Source organism: Rhodococcus pyridinivorans, from assembly GCF_900105195.1.
In the GTDB taxonomy this organism is placed as follows: Bacteria; Actinomycetota; Actinomycetes; order Mycobacteriales; family Mycobacteriaceae; genus Rhodococcus; species Rhodococcus pyridinivorans.
In genome coordinates this window covers 1,890,751-1,909,447 of record NZ_FNRX01000002.1, presented here as the reverse complement: position 1 = coordinate 1,909,447, position 18,697 = coordinate 1,890,751, and the positions used below count along the sequence as shown (strand labels likewise).

General features: G+C 68.1%; 4 protein-coding genes. All 4 read right to left on the bottom strand.

Going from position 1 to position 18,697, the window contains the following annotated elements; all coding sequences use genetic code 11:
- Positions 1-104: 104 nt before the first annotated feature.
- Complete coding sequence (locus tag BLV31_RS09110) at positions 105-332, bottom strand: hypothetical protein (RefSeq protein WP_072740413.1); 228 nt, start codon at positions 330-332, stop codon at positions 105-107.
- Positions 329-520: a helix-turn-helix domain-containing protein gene (locus BLV31_RS25815; protein ID WP_367889067.1), complete on the bottom strand. Its 192-nt coding sequence runs from the start codon at positions 518-520 to the stop codon at positions 329-331. Before BLV31_RS25815 ends, BLV31_RS09110 begins: the two co-directional genes overlap by 4 nt.
- Before the next feature lie 156 nt (positions 521-676).
- A complete protein-coding gene (locus BLV31_RS09100; protein WP_115311488.1) occupies positions 677-1,732 on the bottom strand; it encodes an alpha/beta hydrolase in 1,056 nt (351 codons plus the stop codon).
- Between the two features lie 142 nt (positions 1,733-1,874).
- Positions 1,875-18,536, bottom strand: a complete 16,662-nt coding sequence (locus tag BLV31_RS09095; RefSeq protein WP_248846196.1) for a non-ribosomal peptide synthetase — start codon at positions 18,534-18,536, stop codon at positions 1,875-1,877.
- Between the last annotated feature and the right edge of the window lie 161 nt (positions 18,537-18,697).

The window sequence follows — 18,697 nt, the reverse complement described above, 5'->3', positions numbered from 1 at the left end:
TTGCCGGACCCAGACCATCCGGTAGTGCTGGCCTGTCCCGTCGTTGTCGGGGCTGCTTGCCACCCCTCGCCGGCGTCTCCCGGTTCAGGCTGCCCCCAGCTTCGTTATGCTGCTGCGACAGCACAACGGCGCAGGTCTTTCACCTCCGCTCGGTTGCACAGCGCCTCGTGGCGCACCAGGTCGCCTTCCCAATGGCCTGGAACAGCACGATCCTCGACCTCGGCGGGACGCTCGCTGATCATCACCATCGGGTCGACAAACCGGCTCGTGCCAAGCTCAGGCGAGCAGCGCCGGTTTCGGGCGTGCCCGTGCGCCACGCGCAGTTCGCTCATCGACCTCGACACGCTCCACGGCCTCTCGCCGCGTCATCCCCAGCCCGCGCAGTTGCAGATACTCGGCCCCTGCATGGATGCCCCAACCGGTGCGACGACAACCCGGCCTGCCGAGCCCATCCATACGCGGTGTTCCGATCGACATCGAGCCGACGCGCGACCTCAGCCACGCTCCCGACCTCATCCATCAACGCCAGGAAACGGACTTTCAACGACGTGGTCGTCTCCGAAAAAGACACGGTGGTCGCAACCTCCCGAAACTCGGGGTGTTGCGACCACCGTTAGAACCCGCCAAGCGGTAGGGGCCTTTCCGGTCGGTCACACGAACCGACCGACGAGGACGGTCAGAGGCCGAGGGCCTTCTGCAGCACCGGCCACGAGTCCTTCAGATCGTCCTGCCAGTAACCCCACGAATGGGTGCCGGAGTCGCGGAAGTTGTAGGTGGCGGGGATGTCCAGCTCGTCGAGGCGGGTACGGAGGTTGTGCGTGCAGTAGTTGGTCGCCGCTTCGATGACGCCGCCGACCACGATCTGGTTGGCGAGCACGTCGACCTGGCCGTCGATCTCCGGACCGTTCAGGGTGTCGTAGCGCCCCGGCAGGCCCGTGCCGTTGGAGATGTAGAGATCGAGACCGCGCAGCTCCTCGGCGTGCACGTAGGGATCGTTCTCTGCCCAGGCCGGATCGTTCAACTCACCCCACATGTTGCGGGTGTCGCCGCCACCCCAGGTCTCGACGACGAGCTTGACGAACTGCTGCCCGATCGGGTCGGAAGTCTGGGCGCAGCCGCTGTACGCCGCGACGCCCTGGTACAGGCCGGGTGCAGCGATGGGCAGCTGCAGGACCGACGTACCCGAGGACGACAGACCCGCGATCGCGTTGATCCCGTTCGTACCGAGCGCCGCGTCGATCAGCGGCGGGATCTCCTTCGTCAGGAAGGTCTCCCACTTGTTGACACCGAGAACCGGGTCCTCTTCCTTCCAGTCGGTGTAATAACTCCATTTGCCACCGACCGGGGAGACGACGTTGACGTTCTTGTCCTTCATGAACTCGATCGCGTCGGTGCGGAAGCGCCAGGTCGCGCTGTCCTCGCCACCACCGGCTCCGTTGAGGAGATACAGCGTCGGGCGCGGCTCGCTGGTGTCGGCGGGACGCCAGACGTCGAGCAGGATCTCCTTGTCCATCGAGGCGGAGTAGACGTAGACGAGCAGCTGCTGCTCGCCGTAGTTTTCGATACGGGTGATCTTCGAGCCGTTTTCGCTGGTCACCGACTGGAGCGGCTGTTGGTTCTCGGCCACAGGGTCTGCCGGCTGGGCAATTGCCGGAGCCACAGACAACGCAGCCGAGAAAACTGCGCATGCCGCGCCGACGGTCAGTACGCGAAGTCGTCCGGATCCTCGCATCGGATGCCTCATACGGTTCTCTCACCTTTTCGAATAGGCAGTGGTGGTCGGCGTCGGGCGCGGTGCGGTCCGATGCTCGAACGGAACCTACCCGATGGCGGCCTACGTACAGTTACATGCGTCGTCGTCCGGGAGCAACTCGTTACATCCACTCCCTGTGGAGGTGTTCCTCGAGCACCGGCCCGATCGCTGCCAGCGACTCGGGTGTGGTCATCGCGCCGTGCACACAGTCGATCGGAACGTCCGAGATGGTTCCGGTCACCAGGTGCGACCAGCGTCCCGCGGCACCGTCCTGGGCGGGCGGATGATCGGCCGCGCTGAAGTACATCAGGTCTCCTTCGAACACCCCGGGGGTGTGCGACGCGATGAGTTCCGCCGATCGCAGCGCACTCTCGTACAGATTGCGGAAACGCTCCGCGGTGAGCGTGACCATCTCCTGCGGAACGGTCTCCATCACGCGCTGGAGATGCTCGTCCGACAGGCTCGTCACGTCGGCCGAGTCGTCGAGGACGACGCCGATCTGTTCGAGCTCGTCGCGGATCGCTCCCCGGAAGTCGCCGACATCGAGATTCAGATGGCTGTCGAGCATGGCGAGGCAGTCGACGCTCTCCCCCGCCGCCTGCAGTTGCACGGCCATCTCGTGCGCGAGCACACCACCGAGCGACCAGCCCATGAGGTTGTACGGACCGTGTGGCTGCACCGTCCGGATCTCCTCGACGTATCGCGCCGCCATCCCGGCCAGGGACTCCGGCAGGTATCCGTCCTCCGACAGCGCCTTCGACTGGATGCCGTAGATCGGCCGATCGTGCACGAAGCGGGTCAGGCCCGAGTACGTCCACGCGAGTCCGTACATCGGATGGACACAGAACAGTGGTGCCCGGGAACCGCGTGCCCGGAGCGGGAGCAGCACCTGCATCGCACTGTCGGCGAAGGGATCGAACTCCTCGCTGGCGTCGCGTTCGGCCGAGATGCGTCCTGCCAGTGCAGCGACGGTGGGGTCGGTGAACAACCACTGGACGCGGACGTCGGCGCCCACGCTGTCGCGGAGCCGGCTCGCGACCTGCGTCGCATTCAACGAGTTGCCGCCGAGCGCGAAGAAGTCGTCGTCCACACCGACCTTCTCGACGCCGAGGACCTCCTCGACGACGCCTGCGACGAGCTCCTCGAGCGGAGTACGCGGCGCCGTGTACGCGACGGTGTCGATCACCGGGGTGGGAAGCGCCTTCCGGTCGAGCTTGCCGTTGGCGTTGAGCGGCAGTTCGTGCAAGGGCACGAGGACCGCAGGCACCATGTACGACGGCAGCGAATGCCGCGCATGCACGGCGAGTTCGCCGACATCCAGCGACACTCCTTCGGCAGCGACGACATAGGCCGCGAGACGGTCGCCTCCGTCCGGTCCCGCGACGACGGTGACCACGGCGCGCGCCACCTCGGGTCGCGATACGAGCACTGCTTCGATCTCACCGAGCTCGATGCGCTGCCCGCGCAGTTTGACCTGGAAATCGGACCGGCCGAGGTAGTCGAGTCTGCCGTCCTCTCTCCACCGGACGAGGTCTCCGGTGCGGTACAACCGCGCTCCGGTGTTGCGGGGATCGGCGACGAAACGCTCCGCCGTGAGAACCGCTGCGTGGGCGTATCCGCGGGAGAGTTGCACTCCCCCGACGTACAGTTCGCCGACGCTTCCGACCGGCACCGGCCGGAGCCGACTGTCGAGTACGTGCACCGTCGTGTTGGCGACCGGTGCACCGATCGGCACCGGCCGGCCGTGCACTCGGGCCGTGTCCACACTGGTGACCACGGTTGCTTCCGCAGGGCCGTACCAGTTGACGAGTGCCGCCGTGCCGATCGCCCGGTAGGCGTCGACGGTGTCGGCGGTCAGTTCCTCCCCGGCCGCGAAGACGTACTTCAGCGATGCGAGGTCGCCGGAATCCGCGGACTCGCAGAAGACATCGAGCATGGACGGCACGAAATGCACCGAGCTCACCGACCGGCGACGGATCGTCTCGGCGAGATACTGCGGGTCGCGGTGCCCGTCGGGCCGGGCCACCACGACCGTCGCCCCGGTCTGCAACGGCCAGAACAATTCCCATGTGGAGATGTCGAAGGTGACGGGAGTCTTGTGCAGGACCACATCCCCCACAGAATGCGGGAATGTGCGCTGCGCCCAGCGGAACTGGTTGGCGACCTGCCGGTGGGTGATCTGGACACCCTTGGGACGGCCCGTCGACCCCGACGTGTAGATCACGTAGGCCGTGTTGTCAGGCCTCAGGGAGCCGAGCCGTTCGCAGTCGTCGAGAGGGTGAGAGGGCAGGTGACCGAGGTCGAGGCGATCCACGTCGATCACCGGAACGGTCGTCGCGACGTCGACACCCTCACGGCTCGTGGTGAGGACGCATGCGGGACGCGCCCCATCGAGTACGAGCGCGGTGCGATCGGCGGGATGATCCGGGTCGATGGGTACGTACCCACCACCGGCCTTGACGATCGCGTAGATCGCGAGCGGCAGTTCGAGCGAGCGCCGCATCGCCACCGCGACGAGCGTCTCCGGCCCCACGCCCAGTGCGACGAGGTGCCGGGCGAGCCGGTTGGCTTCCGCGTCGAAGGTCGCGTAGTCCCACTCGGTGTCCTCGAACACGAGTGCCGGAACCTGTGGGGTGCGGGCCGCCTGCTCCTCGAACAATGACACCAGCGTCGCCTCGTCGAGCAGTTCGGGGACGTCCGTCGCATTCCATCGGTCGAGACGCGCCCGATCGTGTCCGGTCGACACGTCGAGCTGCCCGATCCGCCGGTCGACCGACTCGGCGAACGCGTCGAGCACGACCTCCAGCCGGCCGGCCACGTCGCGCGCGAAGGTCCCGCCGATCACGTCTTCCAGATACTTCACCGTCACCCGAACCCGGTCGTCGGCGACCACCATGAGTGTCAGTGGATAGTGTGTGCCGCTGGCCGCGTCCACGGCGGCGACGTCGAGACCGATGCCGGAGCGCGCCTCCGACAGGGCGGCCGCGTCCACCGGGAACGATTCGAAAACCACGAGCGAGTCGAACAGTGCGTCCGCACCGGTCGACTCCTGGATCTCGGCCAACCCGAGATAGTGGTGATCGAGGAGCTCACCCTGTTCGCGTTGCACCGTCGAAGCCAGGTTCGCGACGGTCTCGTCCGGGTCGATGCGCACCCGGACGGGGACGGCGTTGAGGAACAGGCCGACCATCGACTCGATACCGGGTAGCTGTGGCGGACGTCCGGATACGGTGGCGCCGAAGACGACGTCGTCGCGGTCGGTCATCCGGGAGAGCAACAGCCCCCATGCCGTCTGCACCATGGTGTTGAGGGTGACGCCGAGTCGACGCGCCGTCGCGGACAGCTTCGCCGTGGTGTCCGGCGTGAGTTCGAAACCGGCTTCGCCGATGCCCGCCTCGATCCCGCGAGCGGTGTCGAGCGTGGTGATCGTCGTGGGACCGTCCAGGCCGTCGAGCGAGCGCTTCCATGCCTCCCGCGATTCGGCGTGATCCCGTGCGTGCAGCCACTCGAGATAGTCCCGATAGGGAGCGACGGGCGGCAGCACGGCCGGATCCGCGTCGGCTGCGTACAGCACGAGCATGTCGCGCATCAGCAGCGGCATCGACCAGCCGTCGATGAGGATGTGATGGCTCGTGACGAGCAGATCGACACGGTCCGAGGCGGCACGGAACAGGGTGAACCGGAGCAGCGGGGCGCGGTCCATCACGAAATGCGTTGCGAGATCCTCTGCTTTCGCCTGCTCGATGCGCGCGTCGATCGCGTCCGGGTCGCCGGCCTCGGTGACGTCCACCTCACGCCACGGAACCTCGATCCCGCGCTGCACGACCTGCACCGGCACACCGCTGCGCGTCGTGGTGAACGCCGCGCACAGGTTGGGGTAACGGTCGAGCAGGGTCTGTGCGGCCCGGTGCAAGCGGGCGGTGTCGAGATCACCGCGGAGACGGAGCACGAACTGGGTCGTGTACACGTCGACGCCGTCGCTCGCGAGCAGGGCGTGGAACAACATGCCCTGCTGTAGCGGGGTGAGCGGCCACACGTCCTCGAGGCCCGGGTACCGCTGCTCCCATATCTCGATGTCGTCGGCATCCGCGTCGACGAGGGGTAGATCGGAGGGGGTGAGTCCGCCGATACCGGGTTGTGCCGCGTACCGGGCGAGTGCGTCCACCGTCGCGGTCCATGTCCGGATCACGTCGGCGAGTTCGTCTTCGTGGACGCGCGCGGGATCGGCGGTGAGGGTCACGGCGAGTTCCCCCGCGACCGACGAGGCGTGGATTTCGAGCCGATGTTCCGGTGCGGTACGGAAGACGGGCCGGATCCCGTGCTCGGCGGACAATCGCCAGGCCTCGCGCATGTCCCCGGCGCGTGGTTCGCCGTGCAGGGTCACCATCGTGTCGGGACCAGCCGTCACCGCGTCGTCGGGCGACCGGCGTAGCGCCGCACGGAGTTGTTCCTTGACGGCCTTGACGAGTGGGGCTGCCCCTTCGGGCCCGGTGAGTTCCCCGACCCCCTCCAGGTCGATGTGCGCCGGATACTGCACCTGCAGACCGCCGACCGTCCGGGACGTACCGGCCGCAGATGCGAGTCGTCGCCCGTCGGCGCCCACCACGAGATCGACCTGTGTCGACCCGCGGGTGCCGGTGACCGCGACCGCAGCGACCGCGACGAGCACGTCGATCGGTTCGGCGCGGAAAGCCGCAGCAAGATCGGCGAAGACGGATGCGGTGTCCGAGGCCGAATGACGGACGATGGCCCCGAGGGGGGCCCGCTCGTCCGAATCCGCAGTCGCGACTCTCGTCACCGGCGCGGCAGGAGGCATCGCGAACGTGTTCGACCATGCCCGCGTCGAGACCTTCTCGGCCGCCACGGTGGGGGCGCGACCGGCGGCACGGGCGGTCCAGGCGGCGGCCAGATCGTCGGCGAGCACCTGCCACGACACTCCGTCGACGGCGACCGCGTCGCCGACGGCCACGAGCAGATCGGAGTCACCGGCGGACACCCGGACGAATTGCACGACGATGCCGGCAGCCGGGTCCAGCCGGTCTGCGGCCTCCCGCACGACGCCGTCGACGATCACCTCGAGCGCAAGGGGGCCTTCGACTACCTTGTGCCGCAACACCTTCGAGATATCGAGGGCCGACGCGGCAACGACCCGCGGGGGCTCGTCGACCTCGCGCGGCACGACCAGACGCAGCAGCGGATGCGCCGCAAGTACAGCGGTCAGGCACTCGGCCGGACCGTCGTCGTCGACTCCGCCCGGCATCTCGATGACGACACTCGTGACACCGTGGTGCCCGCCTGCGCGAACACGCGCGATCTCGGGTGTCCGAGGAGCGGTGTCCTCGGCTGCAGGATCCGCCTCCGCCTCCCCCGCCTCCGTGGCAGCCCCGGCATCGACGAGTTCGGCGAGTGCCGCGACCGTCTTCCGTTCGAAGACGTCGCGCGGGCTCAGTTCGAATCCGAGCGCCCGGGCTCGGGCGACGAACTGGATGGACACGATACTGTCGCCGCCGAGGGCGAAGAACGAGTCGTCGGCGCCGATCTCGTCGACACCGAGGATCTCGACGAAGATCCCGGCGATCGCGGTCTCCGCCGGAGTCGACGGTGCGCGACGCTCCGCGGAAGCGAACACCGGTTCCGGCAGGGCCTTCTTGTCGAGCTTGCCCACCGGGGTCAACGGCACCCGGTCGATGACGACGACGGTCGTGGGCACCATGTAGTCGGGCAGCGACCTGGCCACGAACGCGAGCAGTTCGTCGGTGTCGACGGTCCGCGCTTCGCACGGCTTGACGTAGGTCACGAGAACTACGGCGCCGGCTGCGGTCTCGTGCCCGAGAGTAGCCGCGAAGTCGACGTCCGGATGTGCGACGAAGGCCGCGTCGACCTCCCCCAGTTCGATCCGGAACCCGCGGATCTTGACCTGCTGGTCGGCACGTCCGACGTACTCGAGTTCTCCGCCTGCGGCCCAGCGGACGAGATCGCCCGTGCGGTACAGGCGTTGCCCGTCGCCGAACGGGGATGCGACGAACCGTTCCGAGGTGAGCCCGGCCCGGCGGTGATATCCGCGGGTCAGCGCCGGTCCCGAGAGGTAGAGTTCGCCGGTGACGCCGAGCGGGACGGGATGCAGTCGGGCATCGAGCACGTGCACACCCACACCGCGCAACGGATGACCGATAGGCATCGCGCCTCCCGGCACGAGCGGTTCGGAGCTGGTGGTGATACACGTGGTCTCGGTCGGGCCGTACACGTTGTAGAACCGACGGTCGCTTCCCCACCGGGTCACCAGATCGGAGGAGTACGCCTCGCCGCCGACCATCACCGCCTCGAGTTCACCGAGGCCGGACGGATCGACGGTGGCCAGCGCGGCCGGAGTGACGAAGGCGTGCGTGACGGCCTCGCGCCGCAGGACGGCCGCAAGTTCCTCGCCGCCGTAGATCGCGGGCGGCACGATCACCATCGTCGCTCCCGCTCCGACCGCGAGCAGCATCTCGAGCATGGACGCATCGAAGCTCGGTGAAGCGAACTGCAGGGTGCGTGCGTCGGCTGTGATTCGGAAGGTCTCGCATTGCGCGCGTGCAAGATTCGCCAGACCCGCATGGGTCGAGACGACACCCTTCGGCCGGCCGGTGGAGCCGGAAGTGTAGATGACGTAGGCCGCGTTGCCGACGCGGATCGCGCCGTGCAGTTCCGTCGCCTCGATCGGTTCGGACGACATCCGGTCGCATCTGTCCCGGAACTCGTCGTCGTCGAGCACGAGCCACTCGGCGTCGGGGAGCCTGCCGGCGTGAGCCGAGGAGGTGACGCCGAGACGTGCTCCCGAATCCTCCAGCATGTAGGCGATACGGTCGGCCGGATAGTCGGGGTCGATGGGCACATAGGCCGCCCCCGTCTTGGCGACCGCCCATACCGCCCGGATCATGTCGATCGAGCGTGGGAAGGCGAGGCCGACGAACGTCTCCGGACCTGCACCGTGGTCGAGGAGCACCCGGGCGAGACGGTTCGTCTGCTCGTCCAGCTCGCGATAGGTCAGTGCCTCGTCGCCGCAACGCACGGCGGTGCGGTCCGGTCCCCCCGCCACAGCGAGCGACAGGAGCCGTGACAGGGTCTGCGGCTCGACCGATTCGGCGCCGCGCACTCCCGCGAGACGTGCACGCTCCTCGGCGTCGAGGATGTCCACGTCGCCGATCGCCCGGTCGGTGTCGGTGAGGACACCGTCGAGGAAACGCACGAAGCGACGCGCGAAGCCGTCGATCGTGTTCTCGTCGAACAGGTCTCGTGCATACGAGAACTCGGCCGCCATACCGGCCGGTTCGCCGGCCTGATCGAATTGTTCGGCGAGGGTGAGCGACAGGTCGAATTTGGCGACGTCGATATCGGAATCCACGATGCCGAAACTCAGGCCCGGCAGATCGAAACCGGTCCGGCCCAGGTTCTCGAAGGAGAGTGCGACCTGGAACAGTGGCTGCCGCGCGGTGGACCGTTCCGGCGCCAGGATCTCGACCAGACTCTCGAACGGGATATCGGCGTGTGCGAACGCATCGAGATCCGTCTCACGTGCCTCGGCGAGCAGGTCGGCGAACGACCGGTCGCCACGCGGCGCGGTCCGCAGCACGAGAGTGTTGACGAACATACCGATCAGGTCGTCGAGTTCCTCGTGTCCGCGGCCGGCGACGGGCGTACCGATCGCGATGTCGACGTCACCGGTGATGCGGTGCAGGAAGCCGGCGAGTGCGGCGTGCAGCACCATGAACAGGGTCGCGTTGTGCGTGCGGGCGACCTCGGTGAGCCCGTGATGAGTCGACGGGTCGACGACGAAGCGCACCTTGCCACCTCGCATCGACTGCACGGGCGGGCGTGGACGATCGGTGGGCAGGGCGATCTCGTCGGCGATCCCGGCGAGAGCGTTCTTCCAGTAGGCCGCCTGTCCGGCGAGAACCGAGGCGGGATCGTCCTCCGCACCGAGCATCCGTCGCTGCCACAGAGCGAAGTCGGCGTACTGGATCGGGAGTGCCGCCCAGGCGGGCACCGCGCCCGCCGAGCGTGCACTGTAGGCGACCACGAGGTCTCGCGTGAGCGGCCCGACCGACCAGCCGTCGGCGCTGATGTGGTGCACCACCGTCACGAGGACGTGCTCGGTCGCGGCGAGACGGAACAGCGCGAGCCGGACCGGGATCTCGGTGGTGACATCGAAGCCGCGCGCGACGATGTCGTGTACCCGGGCCGGCAGGTCGGTCTCGGTCACGTCGACGGGTTCGAGGCGAACGGTGGCCTCCACTGCCGGGAGGATCTGCTGGATCGGACCTTCCGTCCCGCGCGGATATCGCGTACGGAGGGTCTCGTGTCGCGCCACGATGTCGTCGACGGCGTGCTGCAGGGCCTCGGCGTCGAGCGATCCGGACAGCCGCACCGCCGCAGCGACGTTGTAGGCGGGCGAGGACGTGTCGAACTGGTTGACGAACCACATCCGCTGCTGCGCGAGCGAGAGGGGTATCTCTACCGGGCGAATCACTGGGACGAGAGGTTCGTGGTGTTCGACCGCGGAGAACTGCTCGAGGCGGGCAGCGAGCGCACCCACACCGGGGGCCTCGAACAGTGCGCGGACGGGAACGCGCAGTCCCGACATCTTACCGAGACGCGCGACGACCTGGGTGGCGAGCAACGAGTTGCCGCCGAGATCGAAGAAGTCGTCGTCCAGACCGATGCGGTCGACGCCGAGCACATCTGCGAACACACCGGCCACGGTCTGCTCGATCGTCGTGGTCGGGGCGCGGAACTCCGTGGACTCGAAGACGGGCGCGGGAAGTGCTGCGCGGTGGAGCTTTCCGTTGGCGGTCAGCGGAAGCTCGGTCAGAACGACGAACGCCCCGGGGATCATGTATCCGGGCAGTTCCCGGGTGAGAGCCTCGGCAACCCGGCCGGTGTCGACGACCGCACCGGCAGCGGGAACCAGGTACGCGACGAGCCGATCACCGAGACGCGCATCGTGGTGCGCGGTCACGACGGCCGCAGCGATATCGTCGAGGCGACGGAGTGCCGATTCGATCTCCTCGAGTTCGATGCGGAAACCACGGATCTTCACCTGGAAGTCGGAGCGGCCCCGGTACTCGATCTCGCCGTCGGTGCGGAGCACCGCGAGATCACCGGTGCGGTACATGCGCGTCCCGGCCGGTCCGAACGGGTCGGCGACGAAACGGTCCGCCGTCAGGGCCGGTCGATCCTGGTAGCCGCGGGCGAGCTGGATACCGGCGAGGTAGAGCTCCCCGATCACCCCGGCGGGCACCGGATGGAGGCGCCGATCGAGGATGTGGACGCGGGTGTTCCATTCGGGTGTGCCGATGGGCACGACGTGCTCGTCCGCGTCGTCGACCTCGTGCGAGGTGACCGACACGGCGGCTTCGGTCGGGCCGTAGAGGTTGAACAGTGCTGCACGGTGGGTGCGGCGGAACGCGCGAGCGGTCGTGGCCGGCAGCGCTTCACCGATCGCGAGGACGACGCGCACGGATTCGGGGAGCGACCCCTCCGAGGCGGTCATGAGCATCTCGAGCATCGAGGGCACCAGGTGCACGACGGTGACACCTTGCTCCTGCATCGTGGCAAGCAGATAGTCCGGGTCCTGATGACCGTCCGGTCGTGCCACGACCAACCGGCCGCCTGTGGTGGGCGCCGACCAGAACTCCCACACCGACAGATCGAACGTCGAGGCGGTCTTGAGGAGCACGACGTCGTCGGGGCCGAGATCGAATTCCTCGGCCTTCCAGAGCAACTGGTTGGTGACGGCGCGGTGGCTGACCGCGACGCCCTTCGGCCGGCCGGTCGACCCGGACGTGAAGATCACGTATGCGAGATCGTCGGGCCGCAGCGGTGAGCTCCGGTGCGCGTCGAGTACCGGACCGGACGGATACCGGGCCGTGTCGATCTCGTCGAGGTCGACGATCTTCGGCAGATCGAGGGCGCAGGTCCGGCGAGCGTCGCCGTTCGTGAGGACGACCGTGGGGGCGCTCGTCTCCAGGATGTACTCGACGCGGGCCACGGGCATCGCGGGATCGATCGGTACGTATGCCGCACCCGTCTTCGCGACCGCGTACATCGCGATGGGGAGCTCCGCACAACGCGGCAGGAGGAGCGCGACACGATCCTCCGTACCGACACCCCACTCGAGCAGCATGTGCGCGAGCCGGTTGACCTCGGTGTCGAGCTCCGCATAGGTCCAGTGCCTGTCACCCGATACGAGAGCCACCGCGTCCGGTCGGCGTGCGACCTGCTCGTCGAACAGGGTCGCCAATGTGGCGGAACCGTCCGTGGTCCGGTCGGTGTCGTCGAGCTCGGCGAGCCGTTGCCGATCGGCCTCCCCGAGCAGATCGATGTCGCCCACCACGACGTCCGGGTCGGCGGTCACCGCGCGCAGGACCGTCTCGAGCACTTCGGTGAACCGCACGACCGTGGACTCGTCGAACAGGTCGGTGGCGTAGGTGACGAAACCGCCGACACCGAGGGGCGATCCGTCCTCGGCGTAATGGTCCGCGACGATGAAGTGCAGATCGAATTGGGAGATCTCGGTCTCGATGTCGAGACCCGTGACCGTCAGGCCCGGCAGTTCGAGGCTCGACCGCTCGACGTTCTGGAACGACAGGCCTACCTGGAACAGGGGGTGCCGCGCCTGCGATCTGGTGGGGTTGAGGATCTCGACGATCCTCTCGAACGGCAGGTCCGCATTGGCGTAGGCGTCGAGATCGATCTCCCGCACGCGGTCGAGGAGCTCGCCGAATCGCGCGTCGTCGTCCACTCGGGTGCGGAACACGAGCGTGTTGACGAACATGCCGATGACGTCGTCGAGCCGGGCCTCGCCGCGACCCGCGATCGGCGTGCCGACCGCGACGTCGGAACTCGCGCTCAATCGTGACAGGAGGACCGCGAGCGCTGCATGGAACGTCATGAACAGCGACGCCCCGCGCTCGCGCGAGAGAGACGACAGCGCGGAGTGCACGTCCGCCGGGATCCGCAACGGAACGCGGCGGCCCCGCAGGGACTGCACCGGTGGGCGGGGACGGTCGATCGGCAGTTCCAGCTGGTCGGGAAGACCGTCGAGGGTCTCGACCCAGTACCGGATCTGCGCTGCCGCGACGGAATCCGCATCGGATTCGGAGCCGAGCACCTCGCGTTGCCACAGGCTGTAGTCGGCGTACTGCACCGGCAGCGGCGTCCACGACGGACGTTCACCTGCGAGTCGCGACATGTACGCGGTCATCAGGTCGCGGGTGAGCGGCGCCATCGACGACGCGTCGGCACTGATGTGGTGGACGACGAACGCGAGCACGTGGTCGTCGGCATCCAGGCGGAACAGCCTGGCACGAAGCGGGGCATCGGTTGTGACGTCGAATCCGGCGATGGCCAGCGCGGTGACGGCGGTCTCGAGATCACCGGGGACGATCTCGACCGGTGTCAGATCGGGAACGGACCCGGCCGCCGGCAGCACGACCTGCACCGGACCGTCCTCGGACTCCGGGTAGACGGTGCGCAGGATTTCGTGCCGATCGATCACGTCGGCGACCGCGGCTTCGAGAGCCCGGGCGTCGAGAGATCCCGTGATCCGGAGCGCCACCGGCAGGTTGTAGGCCGGCGATTCCGGATCGAATCGGTTGAGGAACCACATGCGCTGCTGTGCGAGCGACAGTGGCACGCGCTCGGGACGGGGCCGGGCCTCGAGACGGGGCCGGTCCTCACCTGTTCCGTGTGATTCGAGGCGCACGGCCAGCGCCGCGACCGTGGGCGATTCGAACAGTTCCCGAACCGGGACCCTCGTGCCGAGTGCGTCGGAGATCCGTGATGCGACGCGCGTCGCGACGAGCGAGTTGCCGCCGAGTTCGAAGAAGTCGTCGTCGGCACCCACCCGGGCCACGCCGAGCACGTCGGCGTAGACACCTGCCACGATCTCCTCGATCGGGGTACGGGCCGCACGGAACTCGCGTGCTTCGAAGACCGGTGCGGGCAGGGCCTTGCGGTCGAGCTTTCCGCTGGTGTTCAAGGGGAACTCGTCGAGCGCGACGACGGCCGAGGGCACCATGTAGGAAGGCAACGTCTTCTTCACCGCATCGAGCAGCGCCGCCCGGTCGACGGTGTGTCCCGGTGCCGGCACGACGTACGCGACCAGTTGCTCACCGGTGGATGTGGGCACGACGAGCGCGACTGCCTGCGATACCTCGGCACAGCCGAGCAGAGCCGTCTCGATCTCGCCGAGCTCGATGCGCTGGCCGCGGAACTTGACCTGGAAGTCGGTGCGACCCAGATAGTCCAGGACGAGCTCTCCCGCAGCGGTACGACGCCACCGCACGAGGTCGCCGGTGCGGTACATCCGGCTCCCCGGTCGTCCGAGCGGACTCGCGACGAACCTGTCGGAGGACAGGTCGGGGCGCTTCTCGTAACCCCGAGCGAGTTGAACCCCGCCGAGATACAGCTCACCCGGCGTCCCGACGGGTGTGGGAGCCAGACGCGAGTCGAGGACGTAGACCTGCACGTTCCATTCGGGCACACCGATCGGCACGGAGTGACCGTCGCCGTCGGCCGGCCAGTAGGTCGCCGAGACCGCCGCCTCGGTCGGGCCGTAGAGATTGTGGAGCGCCGCATCGCCGAGCCGGCGGAAGGCCGACACCGTTTCCGGCGGCAGTGCCTCTCCGATGACGAACACGTGCCGCAGGCTCGCGCAGCTGCCGGCGGGTGCCTGTGCGGCGAAGACGGTGAGCATCGACGGGACGAAATCGGTGAGGGTGACGCGGTGGCGTGTGACGGCATCCGCCACCCAGGCCGGGTCGCGATGGGCGTCGTGCGGCGCCACGACGAGGGTGCCCCCGGTGCGCAGTGGCAGGAAGTAGCCCCAGAGCGAGACGTCGAAGGTCGTGGCGGTCTTCTGCAGGTACACATCGCTCCCGGCGATGTCGTACTCGGCAGCCATCCACTCGAGCTGGTTGACGATCGCTTCGTGGGGGACGGACACACCCTTCGGCCGTCCCGTCGAACCCGATGTGAAGATCACGTAGGCCGGTGATGCGGGCTGTACGGTGCCGCGCAGTTCGTCCTCCCGGACAGGATGCGCGTCGTACCCATCCGCCTCCAGGGTGTCGAGGAGGATCGGGGCGATTCCCTCGGGGAGGTCGCCGGCGTCCGCGCTCATGCTGAGCACACACACCGGTCGGGCGGTGTCGAGGATGTGACCGATCCGATCGGCCGGATGGTCGGGATCGAGCGGCACGTAGGCACCGCCGGCGGTGACGACCGCGTACATGGCGACCACGAGATCGATCGACCTCCGGATCCCCAGGGCCACGAGCGATTCGGGTCCGACCCCGGACGAGATCAGGTGCCGCGCGAGTCGGTTGACGCGTGCGTCGAACTCGGCATAGGTGAGCGACTCGTCGCCGAAGAGGACCGCGGTCGCTCCCGGGACGCGGTCGACCTGGGCTCGATAACGTGACAGCAGTGTCCCCGTGTCCGTCGGATGGTCGGTCGCGTTGACCCCGACGGTGAGTGCATGACGCTCGTGCGGGGTCAGCAGGTCGATCTCCCCGACCGGGATGTCGGCGTCGCTCGCGAAGGCTCCGAGCACCGACACCAAGCGATCCGCCAGGGCGCGAACGGTCGAGTCGTCGAAAAGATCGGTGGCGTAGGTGAACTGGGCTCCGATTCCGGCGGGGTGCCCGTCCACCTCCCGGGGGGTCACCGTGAGCTGGAGATCGAACTTGGCGATGCTTCCGCCGAGATCCACCGGTACGAGCTCGAGATCGCGCAGCGCGAGTTCGGGCTGCGCCATGTTCTGGAAGAACAGGGCGACCTGGAAGAGCGGGTGGTGCCCCGCGGAGCGGACCGGATCGAGGATCTCCACGAGCCGCTCGAACGGCAGATCGGCGTGCGCGAATGCGTCGATGTCGGTATCGCGGACCCGGTGCAGGAGCTCGGCGCAGGTCAGGTCGGGCGTGATGTCGGTCCGCAGCACAAGGGTGTTGACGAACATGCCGATGAGGTCGTCGAGGGCCTGCTCGCCACGCCCGGCGACGGGTGTGCCGATCGCGATGTCGCGTGCGCCCGAGATCCTCGACAACAACACCGCGAAGGCTGCGTGGACGACCATGAACGGCGAACATCCCGCTGCCCGGCCGAGTTCGGCGACGGCCGCGTGCAGTGCCGGATCGATCTCGAAATCGACGGTGGCGCCGCGGCCCGACGCCTCGACCGGCCGGGGCCGGTCCGTAGGGAGTTCGAGCCGGTCCGGTAGGTCGGCGAGAACGGACGTCCAGTACGCGATCTCCTTCGCCACCGGAGAATCAGGATCGTCCTCGGAGCCGAGCACCGCACGCTGCCACAGGGTGTAGTCGGCGTACTGCACGGCGAGCGGTTGCCAGCCGGGGACCGCTCCGGCGGTGCGGGCGAGGTAGGCGGTGACGAGGTCGCGTACGAACGGTTCGGTGGACGCCCCGTCTGCGGCGATGTGGTGGACGACGATGACCAGGACGTGCTCGTCGGGCGCGACCCGCAGGAGTTCGAGCCGCAGCGGCACCTCCGTCGTCACGTCGAAACCGGCCGACACGGTGCGCAGGACGCGGTTCTCCACTTCGGAGACCGGGACGTCCTCGACACGCACAGTCGGGGTGGCCGCCGACGGGGGAAGGATCACCTGACTGCCCACCCCGTCGCGATCGGGGTAGACGGTGCGGAGCGTTTCGTGCCGATCCACGAGGTCGGCGATCGCCGCGCGGAGTGCGTCGACGTCGAGCGCCCCGCGCAGCCGGAGCGCGACGGGAATGTTGTTCGCTGCCGAGCCGGTGTCGAACCGGCTGAGGAACCACATCCGTTGCTGGGCGAGCGACAGCGGAATCGTCTCGGGCCGCGTACCGGCGGTGAGCGGGATACGGCCGCCGGTGCCGAGGGGTTCGATCAGCGCGGCGAGCGCAGCCACGGTCGAGCCCTCGAACAACAGTCGGGCCGGCACACGGGTGTCGAGGCGTTCACCGAGCCGGGCCGCCACCCGAGTCGCCACGAGCGAGTTGCCGCCGAGATCGAAGAAGTCGCCGTCGAGACCCACCCGTTCCAGGCCGAGCAGCGTCGCGAACTCCTCGGCGACAGCGATCTCGGTATCCGTGACAGGCGGGCGGAACTCGACGGTCACCGGATCGGGGTCCGGCAGCGCCGCGCGATCGACCTTGCCGGACGGCGTCAGCGGGATCTCGTCCAGTACGACGATCACCGACGGAACCATATGCGACGGAAGAACGTTCGATATCTCTTCGGTAACCACGCGGGTGTCGATCCCCACCCCCTCCGAGGAGTGCAGGTAGGACACCAACTGCGCTTGACCCGCCGGCGTCTCGCGACCCACCGTCATCGCGAAATCGACTCCGTCACAGGCGGCGAGCGCTGCGTCTATCTCACCGAGTTCGACTCGGAAACCGCGGATCTTGACCTGGAAGTCGTTGCGTCCCAGGTAGATCAATTCGCCGTTCGTGCCGCGGGAGGTACGGACGAGATCGCCGGTACGGTAGAGCCTGGTACCGCCCGGCCCTGCGACGAATCGTTCTGCGGTCAGACCGGGGCGTCCCCGATAGCCTCTGGCCAGAGCCGTCCCGGACACGTACAGTTCACCGGCCACGCCGGGAGCGACCGGATTCAGGCGGGCGTCGAGGACGGACGCGCTCAGATTGCGAACCGGCGTACCGATCGTCACGGGCCGTCCCGGTTCGAGCGGCCCGCTGCAGTGCGTCATGATCGTCGACTCGGTCGGTCCGTAACCGTTGAAGAATCGGCGCCCGGGTGCCCAGCGCTCCACGACATCCGGCGGACATGCCTCACCAGCGGAGAGCACCATCTCCAGATCGGTCAGAGTGCTCGGGTCGATCGAGGTCAGCACGGCCGGGGTGATCACGGCGTGCGTCACGCGCTCGCGGCGTAGCAGTTCGGCGAGCTCGTCCCCGCCGAACACGGTGGGCGGTGCGACGACCATGGTCGCGCCGACGGAGATCGTCATCAACCATTCGAAGACCGACGCGTCGAAGCTCGGCGACGCCACGTGCAGCACGCGCGACTGCGGTGTCAGATCGAAGCGTGCCGCGACTTCCTGCGCGAGGTCGTCGAGGCCCGTGTGGGTGACGGGGACGCCCTTCGGCCGGCCCGTCGAACCCGAGGTGTAGATGACATAGGCCGGGTTCTCGGCCCGCAGCGGCAGCACCCGCTCGTCGAAGCTCACGGGAGCGGACGGCAGAGCGTCGGCATCGGTGATCGTCTGCGGATCGTCGAGCGCGATCCACTCGACGGTCTCGGGCAGCGCGGCCACCGAGGCCGACCGGGTCAGACCCAGGCGTGCACCGGAGTCGTCGATCATGAACTCGATGCGGTCTGCCGGATAGTTCGGGTCGACGGGAACGAATGCCGCGCCCGACTTGGCGACCGACCACACCGCGAGCACGGACTCGATCGAACGGGCGAGCGATACCGCGACCACGTCCTCCGGGCCGACCCCCCGGTTGATCAGGAGACGAGCCGTTCGCGACGACGCGGCGTCGAGTTCGGCGTAGGTCAGGGAACGGTCGCCGAAGACCACGGCCGTGGCCGCCGGGTCTCGTTCCACGGCAGCCGCCAGCAACTGCGGAAGGAGCACGGCACGCGGTCCGCGCCTCCGGGCAGGGCGCCGACGGGGCCGGCTGCCGCGGTCCGTCCGTGCCGGATCGGCGTTCCGGACGTCGTCGAGGTTCGTCCGAGCCTCGTCCCCCTGCTGCCCGCCGACCTCGCGCGAGAACTCACTCACCACTGGTACCGATTCCCTCGAACGTCCCGTTTCGGCCGCGACCACCCGTTGTGACCGGGTGGTCAGTTGCCCCATTAGAGCATCGCGGGGCAAGGCGTCATGTTACGACGAGCCTCGGGCACGCCCGCATGGGGCGACCCTCGGCGGTTCGCCCCATGTGG